General features: G+C 70.5%; 9 protein-coding genes. 4 read left to right on the top strand and 5 right to left on the bottom strand.

Annotated elements, in window-relative coordinates; genetic code table 11:
• Positions 1-45: 45 nt before the first annotated feature.
• The gene (zwf, locus tag Q0R13_RS01165) at positions 46-1,509 is read right to left on the bottom strand and encodes a glucose-6-phosphate dehydrogenase (protein WP_293898204.1); all 1,464 of its coding nucleotides are present in this window, start codon (positions 1,507-1,509) and stop codon (positions 46-48) included.
• A 142-nt stretch (positions 1,510-1,651) separates the two neighbouring features.
• Between zwf and otsB the strand changes: the two genes are divergently transcribed.
• The 3 genes from otsB to ligD all read left to right on the top strand — a co-directional run bounded on the left by otsB (position 1,652) and on the right by ligD (position 6,390).
• Positions 1,652-2,401: a trehalose-phosphatase gene (gene otsB, locus Q0R13_RS01160; protein WP_293898201.1), complete on the top strand. Its 750-nt coding sequence runs from the start codon at positions 1,652-1,654 to the stop codon at positions 2,399-2,401.
• A 69-nt stretch (positions 2,402-2,470) separates the two neighbouring features.
• Positions 2,471-3,877: a trehalose-6-phosphate synthase gene (locus Q0R13_RS01155; protein ID WP_293898198.1), complete on the top strand. Its 1,407-nt coding sequence runs from the start codon at positions 2,471-2,473 to the stop codon at positions 3,875-3,877.
• A complete protein-coding gene (gene ligD / locus Q0R13_RS01150) occupies positions 3,877-6,390 on the top strand; it encodes a DNA ligase D (RefSeq protein ID WP_293898195.1) in 2,514 nt (837 codons plus the stop codon). Before Q0R13_RS01155 ends, ligD begins: the two co-directional genes overlap by 1 nt.
• 41 nt (positions 6,391-6,431) lie before the next feature.
• On the opposite strand, the gene Q0R13_RS01145 is transcribed toward ligD, so the two are convergent.
• The 4 genes from Q0R13_RS01145 to Q0R13_RS01130 form a co-directional block, all read right to left on the bottom strand.
• On the bottom strand, positions 6,432-6,725 hold the full coding sequence (locus Q0R13_RS01145) for a DUF1330 domain-containing protein (protein ID WP_293898192.1): 294 nt from the start codon (positions 6,723-6,725) through the stop codon (positions 6,432-6,434).
• A gap of 43 nt (positions 6,726-6,768) precedes the next feature.
• The gene (locus Q0R13_RS01140) at positions 6,769-7,602 is read right to left on the bottom strand and encodes a Ku protein (protein ID WP_293898190.1); all 834 of its coding nucleotides are present in this window, start codon (positions 7,600-7,602) and stop codon (positions 6,769-6,771) included.
• Positions 7,603-7,710: 108 nt separating this feature from the next.
• Positions 7,711-9,222: a carboxylesterase family protein gene (locus Q0R13_RS01135; protein WP_293898187.1), complete on the bottom strand. Its 1,512-nt coding sequence runs from the start codon at positions 9,220-9,222 to the stop codon at positions 7,711-7,713.
• Between the two features lie 152 nt (positions 9,223-9,374).
• Positions 9,375-10,091 carry a GGDEF domain-containing protein gene (locus Q0R13_RS01130; RefSeq protein ID WP_293898184.1) on the bottom strand — a complete coding sequence of 239 codons (717 nt, stop codon included), beginning with the start codon at positions 10,089-10,091 and terminating at the stop codon, positions 9,375-9,377.
• A gap of 152 nt (positions 10,092-10,243) precedes the next feature.
• Between Q0R13_RS01130 and purE the strand changes: the two genes are divergently transcribed.
• Positions 10,244-10,723 (top strand): 5-(carboxyamino)imidazole ribonucleotide mutase, encoded by a 480-nt coding sequence (purE, locus tag Q0R13_RS01125; RefSeq protein ID WP_293898181.1) that lies wholly within the window; start codon positions 10,244-10,246, stop codon positions 10,721-10,723.
• Positions 10,724-10,726 lie beyond the last annotated feature (3 nt).

The raw sequence follows: 10,726 nt of genomic DNA, 5'->3' as shown, positions 1-10,726 counted from the left end.
TAGACCGCGAAGCGGTGGAGGGGGCGCTGGAACGGGCGCGGGCTCTCAGTCCGACCAGGCCTTGCCGAACCGTTCGATGAGCGCGAACGCCCCGGACGGGCCCCAGCTGCCGGCGGCGTAGGGCTTGGGGGCCAGACCCGCTTCGGCCCAGGCGTCGGCGACGCCGTCGACCCAGCGCCAGGCTTCCTCGACCTCGTCGCGGCGGACGAACAGGGTGGCGTCGCCGTGGATCACGTCCAGCAGCAAGCGCTCGTAGGCGATCCGCCGTCGCCCGCCGGCGCCCTCATAGGTGCGCAGCAGCGACAGCGACAGCGGCAGGGACTGCAGCCGCATGCCGCCTTGGCTGAGGCCGGGCGCCTTGTTCATCAGGCTGAGCTGGATGTCCTCGTCCGGCTGCAGATCGATGACCAGGCGGTTGGGCGACAGATCGTGAGCCGAGGCCTGGCCGAAGATCGAATGCGGCACCGGCTTGAACTGGATCGCGACCTGGGTGCGCTTCTCGGGCATCCGCTTGCCGGTGCGCAAGAAGAACGGCACCCCAGCCCAGCGCCAGTTGTCAATGTCGGCGCGCAGGGCGACGAAGGTCTCTGTGCCGCTCTTCTGGCCGCGCTCGGCCTCATAGCCCTCGACGGATTTCCCGCCGACCACGCCCGGCGTGTACTGGCCGCGCACCGAGCGCTCCTGGGCGTCGACGCGGGTGAAGCGACGCAGCGAGCGCAGCACCTTCACCTTCTCGTTGCGCACCGAGTCCGGCTCCATGTCGGCCGGCGGCTCCATGGCCACCAGGCATAGCAGCTGCAGCATGTGGTTCTGCAGCATGTCCCGGAGCGCGCCATATTCGTCGTAGTAGGGCCAGCGCTCGCCGACCCCCTCGGTCTCCGCCACCGTGATCTGCACATGGTCGATGGCCAGGTTGTTCCACAGCGGCTCGAACAGGGCGTTGGCGAAGCGCAGCGCGATCAGGTTCTGGACAGTCTCCTTGCCCAGGTAGTGGTCGATGCGGAAGATCTGTTCCTCGTCGAACACCGCGCCCAGGGCGGCGTTGATCTGACGCGAGGTCTCCAGGTCGCGGCCGATCGGCTTTTCCAGCACGATGCGGGCGGCCTCGGTGGCCAGGCCGGCGGCGGCCAGGGCCACGCAGACCTTCTCATAGAGGCTGGGCGAGATCGCGAGATAGAAGAACGGCGCCTTGGCCCCGTCCAGCGCGGCCTTCAGCTTCGCCAAGTCTTCGGCCTTGGTGGCGTCGGCGACGACATAGCTCAGCCGTCCGGAAAACCGTGTCCAGACCGCGGCGTCCACGCCCTCGGGGCGTTCGCTGAGGGTCTGGTGGGCCAGGTCCAGGAAGGCCGCGCGGGTCAGGTCGGCCCGGGCGGTCGCGACGATTCGGAAATCGTCGGGCAGGAAGCCGTCGGCGTCGAGGAAGTACAGCGAGGCCAGCAGCATCCGCCGCGCCAGGTCGCCGGTGCCGCCGAACAGCACGATCGCGTCAGCCTGCGGCGGTCCCGGCATCGCTCTTCCTCAGTGGTCGCAGGGGCGTAACACCCCGCCACGGCCCCTGGCGTCAAGGGTCCGGGCGCCTTTTCGTGTCCGCGGGGCGTAGGATCAAAACGGGGGCCCTCCGCGTTATCCCTACACCAGGGGTGGGAGTACCATGTCCGTCGAAGCATCTGTCCTAAATCTGCCCGCGCCGAAGCCGCTTCGGCTGGCCGAGGCCGCGCTGTTCCTAGACCTCGACGGCACGCTGGCGCCGATCGCCGCGCGGCCCCAGGACGTGCATGCCGATCCGCGGCGCACGCGCCTGCTGGACCAACTGAACGCCGGCCTGAACGGCCGTCTCGCGGTGGTCAGCGGTCGCACCCTGGCCGATATCGACCGCATCCTGGAGGGCCGGATCACCTGCGTGGCTGCCGTCCACGGCCTGGTCCGCCGCGACGGCGACGGGACTCTTCATGAGCCCAGGCCGCACCTCGCCCTGGCCGAGGTCATCGAGAAGCTGCGGCGGTTCGCGGTCCGCGACCCCGGCCTGATCGTCGAGGAGAAGGGCGCCAGCGTCGCCCTGCACTTCCGCATGGCCCAGGCCCAGGCCGGCGCGGCGCGCCTGCTGGCCCGCCGGCTGGCCGCCGAGACCGGCCTCGCCCTGCAGGACGGCGACATGGTCGAGGAGCTGCGCACCCCGGGTCCGGCCAAGGGGGATTCGATCCGCGGCTTCATGCAGACCCCGGTGTTCCGGGGCGCGCTTCCAGTGTTCGTCGGCGACGACGTGACCGACGAGCACGGCTTCGCCGAGGTCGAGCGCCTGGGCGGGGTCGGGGTTCTGGTCGGCCGGCCGCGCGCCACTCACGCTCGTTTCGGCCTGCGCGGCGTCGAGGACGTCATGGCCTGGCTGGAGGCTGCGCAGTGACCCGGCTTCGCCAAGGCTCCGCAGCGCAGGGCCGCGATCCTTCGAAGCTCCTGAAGGGAGCGCAGTAGGATGGGCCGCCTGATTGTGGTCTCCAACCGGGTAAGCCCCTCGACGGGCGAGGGGGGCGAGAGCGTCGGCGGCCTGGCCATGGCGCTGTCGGCGGCGCTTCGGCAGTATTCCGGGGTCTGGTTCGGCTGGAGCGGCAAGACCACGCCGGAATTCACCGGCCAGCTCCATATCGAGACCATCGGCGGCGTCACCTCGGCCACCGTCGACCTGGAGGAGATCGACCTCGAGGAATATTACAACGGCTACGCCAACAAGACCCTGTGGCCGCTGTTCCACTACCGCATCGACCTGGCCGCCTTCGACCGGGCGTTCGGCGAAGGCTATGGCCGGGTCAACCGCCGCTTCGCCCAGACCCTGGCCCCGCTGATCGAGCCCGACGACATCATCTGGGTGCACGATTACCACCTGATCCCCCTGGCCCGGGAACTGCGCAGCCTGGGGATCCGGAACCGGATCGGATTCTTCCTGCACATCCCCTGGCCGGCGCACCAGGTGATGATCAACCTGCCCCGCCACCGCCAGTTGGTGGAGGCGATGTTCGACTACGACCTGGTCGGCTTCCAGACCGCTGAGTACCAGCAGGCGTTCGAGGAATACGTCTTCAACGAGGCCGACGGCGCCATGGTGCGGCCGGGCTGCGTGCGGGCGTTTGGCCGGGCGCTGGAGGTGGGCGCCTTCCCGATCGGCATCGACGCCGCCGACTTCGCCCGCATGACCAAGAGCGCCAAGGCGCGGCGCATGCACAATCTGATGAGCGCCTGCACGGTGTTCCGCCACCTGATCGTCGGCGTCGACCGGCTGGACTATTCCAAGGGGCTGGAGGAGCGGTTCATCGGCTTCGAGCGGTTTCTGCAGCAGAACCCCGACCAGCGGCGCGAGGTGATGATGCTGCAGATCGCCCCGGTCAGTCGCGAGGCGGTGGAGGCCTATCAGGAGATCCGCGGCCGGCTGGACGCGCTGTCCGGCCGCATCAACGGCGAGTTCGCCGACGTCGACTGGGCGCCCTTCCGCTATGTGAACCGCAACTACCGCCGCGACGAGCTGGCCGGCATCTACGGCGCGGCGCGGGTGGGGCTGGTGACCCCGCTGCGCGACGGCATGAACCTGGTCGCCAAGGAGTTCGTGGTGGCGCAGAACCCCGAGGATCCCGGCGTCCTGATCCTGTCGCGGTTCGCCGGGGCCGCGCACCAGATGCAGGAGGCCCTGCTGGTCAATCCGAACAGCGTCGAGGAGGTCGCCGACGCGCTGGCGCGGGCCCTGGCCATGGACAAGGCCGAGCGGATCGAGCGCTGGCAGGCGCTGTTCGAGGGCGTCGCGCGCGATGACGTCACCGCCTGGCGCGACAGCTATGTGGCCGCCCTGACCAAGAACGATCGCGAGGCCCGGCGGCCCGCCCTGGTGGTCTGATGGACCGGCTGGCCCGCTATCGATCCATGCGCGACTTCGCGAAGACCGCGGAGCCGGCGGGGGCGGAGCAGACCAAGACGTCGAACCGCCTGCGCTTCGTGATCCAGAAGCACGCCGCCACCCGCCTGCACTACGATTTCCGCCTGGAGTTGGACGGCGCGTTCAAGTCCTGGGCGGTGGCGCGCGGCCCCTCGCTGGACCCGGCCGACAAGCGCCTGGCGGTGGAGGTCGAGGACCATCCGCTGGACTACGGCGACTTCGAGGGGACCATCCCCAAGGGCCAGTACGGCGGCGGCACGGTGATGCTGTGGGACCGCGGCTACTGGGAGCCGGAAGGCGATCCGCACGCGGGGCTGAAGAGCGGCGACCTGAAGTTCACCCTCGACGGCGACCGGCTGAAGGGATCGTTCGTCCTGGTCCGCATGAAGCGGCGCGGCGGCGAAAAGCGCGACAACTGGCTGCTGATCAAGCACCATGACGGCTGGGCGGTGGAGGACCGCGGCGGCGCGCTGGTCGAGGAAGAGACCGCCTCGGTGGCCTCCGGTCGGGAGATGGCCGCCATCGCGGCGGGCAAGGGCAAGGGGCCCAGCAAGTTCATGACCGGCAACGGCCGCGCCACCGGCCAGGGCGTCTGGCAGTCCAAGCCGCGCGGCGAGACTGCGAAGGCGGGGCCGAAGCCGAAGCCCGCCGCCCTGCCGGACTTCGTCACCCCGCAGTTCGCCCGGTCCGTGGACCGGCCGCCGCAGGGCGCCGGCTGGGGCCACGAGATCAAGTTCGACGGCTACCGCCTGCAGCTGCGCGTGGAGGGCGGCAAGGCGACGCTCAGGACCCGCAAGGGGCTGGACTGGACGGCCAAGTTCAAGGCCATCGCGCAGACCGGGGCGGCTCTGCCGGATGGCCTCTACGACGGCGAGGCCTGCGCCCTGGACGCCGCCGGTTCGCCCGATTTCCCGGCGCTCCAGGCGGCGCTGGCAGACAGCAAGACAGACGACCTCATATACTTCTGCTTCGACGCGCTGTTCCTGGGCGGCGAGGATCTGCGCGAGCTGCCGCTGCGCGAACGCAAGTCCAGGTTGCAAATGGCGCTGAGGCGCGCCGGGCGCAACATCCGCTATGTCGACCACTTCGAGGCGCCGGGCGACGCGGTGCTGCAATCGGCGTGCAAGATGTCGCTGGAGGGCATCGTCTCCAAGAAGCTGGACGCGCCCTACCGGTCCGACCGCCACGACAGCTGGCAGAAGTCCAAGTGCCGCGCCGGGCATGAGGTGGTGATCGGCGGCTGGACCGGGGCGGCGGGCCAGCTGCGCTCGCTGCTGGTCGGCGTCCATCGGGGCGATAAGCTGATCTATGTCGGCCGCATCGGCACGGGGTTCGGCCGCGACACGGTGGCCCGGGTGCTGCCGCGCCTGGAGAAGGTCGCCAGCGAGAGCAGTCCGTTCTCCGGCCCCGGCGCGCCGAACAAGGCGGCCAACGTCCACTGGGCCACGCCGGATCTGGTGGCGGAGATCGAGTTCGCCGGCTTCACAGGTTCGGGCGCCGTGCGCCAGGGGTCGTTCAAGGGCCTGCGCGAGGACAAGCCCGCCGCCGAAGTCGAGGCCGAGACGCCGGTCCCGAAAGCGGCAGGCGGCAACGTGGTCATGGGGGTCACCCTCTCCAGCCCCGACAAGCCGATCTGGCCGGACGAGCATCTCACCAAGCTGGACCTCGCGCGCTATCTGGAAGCGGTCGGTCCCTGGATGATGCCGCACATCAAGGGCCGGCCCTGCTCGGTGATCCGCACCCCGGACGGCATCGGCGGCGAGCGGTTCTTCCAGCGCCACGCCGGCAGGGGCTCTTCGGCGCTGCTGACCGAGGTCACGGTGTTGGGCGACCACAAGCCCTACCTGCAGATCGACCGGATCGAGGCCCTGGCGGCGCTCGCCCAGATCTCGGCGGTGGAGTTCCACCCCTGGAACTGCCAGCCCGGCCAGCCCGAGGTCCCCGGCCGCCTGGTCTTCGACCTCGACCCCGACGAGGCGATCCCGTTCGAGCGGGTGATCGAGGCGGCCAGGGAGGTGAAGGCGCGGCTGCAAAGCCTGGGCCTGGAGGCGTTCTGCAAGACCACCGGCGGCAAGGGGCTGCACGTGGTCACGCCCCTGAAGGACAGGCAGGACGGGCCCGACTGGAAGGCCGCCAAACAGTTCGCCCGGGACCTCTGCCTGGCCATCGCCGCCGACCAGCCGGACCGCTACGTGGTCGCCATGTCCAAGGCCAGGCGGGTGGGCCGCATCTTCCTGGACTACCTGCGCAACGACCGCATGGCGACCGCCGTGGCGCCGCTGTCACCTCGCGCGCGGCCGGGCGCGCCGGTGTCGTTCCCGCTGACCTGGACCCAGGTGAAGACGGGCCTCGACCCCAAGGCCTGGACCGTCCGCACGGCCCCGGCCCTGTTGGCCAGGACCAAGGCCTGGGCGGACTACTGCGACGCCGAGCGCCCCCTGGCCGACGCGATCCGCAGGCTGAAGGCGCGCTGAGGCCCTTCTCCCAACGGCTGTCGTCGCGCTCCCAACGCGCATCATCCGCCATACCCGTCGACGATGTAGACCGTGCTCGTCGAGGTCGCCTCGCGGATCGGCAGGATGGCCAGATACTCCGGCGAATTGCGCCAGCGACGCGCGGCCTCGCGGCTGGCGAACCGCAGGACCACAAGGCGGTCCGGCGGCGCGGGGCCGTCGACCCGTTCCGGCTGGCCGCCGCGCACCACGTACTCGCCGCCATAGGCCGCCAGGATCGCCGGCACCTGGTCGGCGTAGGTCTGGAACCGCGTGGGGTCGGTGATGACGATCTCGTTGATCACATAGGCGGCCATGGGCCCTCCGGACTGGCGCCCCACGTTAGTCGTCCGGGCCGGGCTAAGCCCGCTTCTTCGCCGGCGCCTTGCGAACGGGCGCCTTGGCCGCCGTCTTGCGCGCGCCGCTGTCGCCCAGGCTGCGCTTCAGCGCCTCCATCAGGTCGATGACCTGGGCTTCCTTGGGTTCCTCGACCTTCTTCACGCCGTGGCCCCTTTCCTTTTCCTTGATCAGCGCCCGCAGCGCGTCCTCGTAGCGATCGTTGAACATTGAAGGATCGAACGGTCCCTCCTGCTGGCCGATGATCCTGGCGGCGATCTCGACCATGGCAGGCGGCGGCTTGTGGGCCGGGATGTGGCCGAACACCTCGCTGGCGTCCTTGACCTCGCGGTTGGAGCGCAGGGACCAGGCGACGATGCCCTTCTCGCGCGGCTCCAGCGCCATCAGTCGCTCGCGCTGGTGCATGACCAGCCGGCCCAGGGCGATCTTGCCGGCCTTGGCCATGGCCTGGCGGATCACGGTGAAGGCCTCGACCGCCATGTCGCCGTCGGGGGCCAGGAAATAGGGGTCGTTCCAGTACAGCCGGTCGATGTCGTCGGCGTCCACGAACCGCTCGATGTCCAGGGTCCGGGTGGTCTCCAGCCGGACGTTCTTGATCTCCTCATCGGTGACCACGACGTAGTGGCCCTTCTCGACCTCATAGCCTTTGACGAGGTCGGCGCGGTCCACCGGCCCGGTCTCGGGGTCGGTGGGAACCATCTTGATCCGGTTGTGGGTCTGCTTGTGCAGCATGTTGAAGCTGACATCGCCGCTCCGCTGGGTCGCGGTGTAGAGCGCCACCGGGCAGCTCACGAGCGAGAGCCGCAGGTAGCCCTGCCAGGTGGGACGGGTGGCCATGGGGTCGGACTCCGGAACGCGCGGAGTCGGAAACGCGGCGAAGGCCGAATCGGTTCGCCGACCTCGGCTTGGGTCCCCCGGATCGCTGCGGGACCGTGGGATGACGGGTTATTTCGCTAGCTTCAGGCTTGGCAACGCCGCCGTCTGCTGCGCGTCCAGCTGGACCTTGCGGAAGTTGGTCCGTACGCCGCTGCTCGCGCCGAATTCCATCAGCCGGTCCGTCCTGGGGTCATAGGCCGGCCACGCCGTGCTGCCGCACACCGGCGTCCCGGTCTTCGCGAAGCTGACCCAGCAGGCGTGCATCAGGGCGGCCATGGCCTTGTCCTCGTCGGTGACCACGCTCATCGGCGTGCGGCGGCCCCAGTATTCCCAGACGTACTGGATCTCGGCGGCGTGGGTGGCCCGGGTCATGGCCGGCCGGAACCGGCCGCCGACGTAGGAGAAGTGGTAGAGCCAGGCCGGCTGGCCGCCGGAGGCCTGCGCCGCCACCCAGCGGGCCGGCCCGCCCATGAAGCGGTCGGTGAACATGGCGCGCGCCAGCCTGTCGTCGTCGCCGGCGTCGGCCGGGTAGGCCGCCTTCATGGCATCGGTGACGCCCAGGCGCGCGAAGCTCGCGGACGTCGCCTTGGCCGGTCCCAGCAGCGAGTCCTCGCCGGAGTTGGAGCCGATGATCAGCGGCACGTCGGCGGCGTGTCCGCGCGCCAGGGCCTGCGACGGCGTCTCGGTCATCAGCTTGCCGTCGGTGAAGGGGCCATACTCCGCATCGATGGCGACCAGCTTCTCAACCGGGATGGCCCGCAGGTCGTCGATGGCGGCGGTCTCCGGGACGCCGATCGCGGCCAGCGCCGCGGCGCCCTCCTGCTCCTTGGCGGCCAGGGTCGTGGGCTTGAACCAGCCGGCGCCGCTCTCCACGATGGCCTTCTGGTAGAGCCCCTTGGCCGAGGGCGTGGCGAGCAGGGCCAGGGTGCTCATCCCGCCGGCGCTCTCGCCGAACACGGTGACGTTCTTCGGGTCGCCTCCGAACGCGGCGATATTCCGCTGCACCCATTTCAGCGCCGCGATCTGGTCCATCAGGCCGAAGTTGCCGGTGGGCTGCCCGCCCGCGGCCTTGGTGATCGCCGGGTGGGCGAAGTAGCCCAGGGCGCCCAGGCGGTAGTTGATGGTGACCACCACCACCCCGTCGCGGGCGAAGGCCTGTCCGTCGTAGATCGAGCCGGCGCCGGTCTGGTGGCCGCCGCCGTGGATCCAGACCATCACCGGGGCGCCCTTGGCCGCCTTGGGCGCAAAGACATTGAGCTGCAGGCAGTCCTCGGACTGGGCGCCGTTGGCCCCGCCGCTGTTGGGCGCGCCGTTGGCGTTCATCGGCTGTGGGCAGGAGGGGCCGGGATAGGCGGTCTCGCGAGGCGCGGTCCACGGCGCCACCGGCTGCGGCGGGGCCCAGCGCAGCAGGCCCACCGGCGGGGCGGCGAAGGGGATGTCGCGGAACACATTGGCGGTCTCGTGCACGACGCCGACGATCGGGCCGGAGTCGATCCGGGCGCTCACCAGCGGCAGGCGCGCGCCGCCGGGGTCCTGGGCCCGCGCCGAAACTCCGGCGGCCAGGGCCGCCGCCAGAGCCATCGCTCCGCAAAGGATGGAAACCCGCCGCCGCATGCCCGCCTCCGATCTGGTCCGGCCGCGATTAGCCCGCCTTTTCGTCCGCGCGACAACCGCGCACAGCCGTGTGCCGATCCGGCCGTCAGAACGCGGCCGTTACAAACTTGAGCCCCCGGTCACCCCGCCTTGCGTTGCCGCTTGGCGGTGAACATGGCCGTGTCGGCGGAGGCGATCAGGGCCTCGATATCGGCGTTCGGGGCGATTTCGGCGACGCCGTAGCTCAGCCGCACGCCGATGCGCGCGCCGGCCAGGTCGAGGGGTTCGCGTTCGATGATGTCGGCCAGGGCGGCGGCCTTGGCCTCGGCCGCGGCCCGGTCGGCCTGGAGCAGGACGACGGCGAACTCATCGCCGCCCATGCGGCCGACCACATCGGTGTCGCGCACATTGGCGATCAGGCGCGCCGCCACCTGCTGCAGGGCCGCGTCGCCGGCGGGATGGCCCAGGCGGTCGTTGATCGCCTTGAAGCCGTCGAGGTCGAAATAGACCAGGCTGGCCGCGCCGCCATATCGCTGGGACAGCGAGCTTGCCCGGCCCAGCTCGCGCACGAAGGCGCGGCGGTTGAGCAGCGGGGTGAGCGCGTCGCGGTCAGCCAGGCTCTCGGCCTCGTTCAGGCGCGTCTTCAGCCGGCCCACCTCGCCGCGCAGCTCGTCGAGCTCGCCCAGCAGGGTCCGGATCGCCGCCTTGACCGCCGGGGTCATCTCGACCTCGGGCACCCCCAGGAACTCGGCGGAGTCGACCCGCGCGGCGGCGGCGGCCCCGCGGCTGCCCGTGGGCGCAAGCGCGCGCCGTCGGACGGCCGCAACGGGCTCAGTGCGTGTGCCCCCGATCTTCATTGCCTCAGAGCCCTCCCCGCAAGGTTAACGGCACTCGACACCAAGGCGGTTAACGGATTCTAACCGGCGTCGGTTGTGCGCGCAAAGGCGGCGCCTATACTCCGCCGCCTTCACGACCACTTTCAGCCGAAGTCGACGGGATTCACGAGGATATGAGCGCGCCTGTCGCCATCATCATGGGCAGCCGGTCCGACTGGCCCGTGCTGCGCCATGCCGCCGACATGCTGGACGGGCTGGGCGTGGCCTATGAGGCCAAGGTGGTCTCCGCCCACCGCACGCCGGAGCGGATGTACGCCTTCGCCAAGGGCGCCAAGGCGGCGGGGTTCCAGGTGATCATCGCCGGCGCGGGCGGCGCGGCCCACCTGCCGGGTATGACCGCCTCGCTCACCGACCTGCCGGTGCTGGGGGTGCCGATCGAGTCGAAAGCTCTGAAGGGGATGGATAGCCTGCTGTCCATCGTCCAGATGCCCGGCGGCGTTCCGGTGGGGACCCTGGCGATCGGCGAGCCGGGGGCCAGGAACGCGGGGCTGATGGCGGCCCGGATCCTGGCCCTGGCCGATCCCGCCCTGGCCGAGCGGGTGGCGGCCTTCGCCGCGCAGCAGACCGCCAGCGTGTCCGAGGCGGTCGAGTAGGAC

Source organism: Phenylobacterium sp., assembly GCF_025351295.1.
Classification (GTDB): domain Bacteria; phylum Pseudomonadota; class Alphaproteobacteria; order Caulobacterales; family Caulobacteraceae; genus Phenylobacterium.
Note: the sequence above shows the minus strand (reverse complement) of the source record. Positions and strands in the feature narration are given on the sequence as shown.

What these genes read in the sequence shown, in the direction of transcription:
- Q0R13_RS01155 (WP_293898198.1), top strand. Translation starts at nt 2,471, where the DNA reads ATGGGCCGCCTGATTGTGGTCTCCAACCGGGTAAGCCCCTCGACGGGC.
- Q0R13_RS01135 (WP_293898187.1), bottom strand. Translation starts at nt 9,222, where the DNA reads ATGGCTCTGGCGGCGGCCCTGGCCGCCGGAGTTTCGGCGCGGGCCCAG.
- Q0R13_RS01130 (WP_293898184.1), bottom strand. Translation starts at nt 10,091, where the DNA reads ATGAAGATCGGGGGCACACGCACTGAGCCCGTTGCGGCCGTCCGACGG.
- Q0R13_RS01145 (WP_293898192.1), bottom strand. Translation starts at nt 6,725, where the DNA reads ATGGCCGCCTATGTGATCAACGAGATCGTCATCACCGACCCCACGCGG.
- Q0R13_RS01140 (WP_293898190.1), bottom strand. Translation starts at nt 7,602, where the DNA reads ATGGCCACCCGTCCCACCTGGCAGGGCTACCTGCGGCTCTCGCTCGTG.
- zwf (WP_293898204.1), bottom strand. Translation starts at nt 1,509, where the DNA reads ATGCCGGGACCGCCGCAGGCTGACGCGATCGTGCTGTTCGGCGGCACC.
- otsB (WP_293898201.1), top strand. Translation starts at nt 1,652, where the DNA reads ATGTCCGTCGAAGCATCTGTCCTAAATCTGCCCGCGCCGAAGCCGCTT.
- ligD (WP_293898195.1), top strand. Translation starts at nt 3,877, where the DNA reads ATGGACCGGCTGGCCCGCTATCGATCCATGCGCGACTTCGCGAAGACC.
- purE (WP_293898181.1), top strand. Translation starts at nt 10,244, where the DNA reads ATGAGCGCGCCTGTCGCCATCATCATGGGCAGCCGGTCCGACTGGCCC.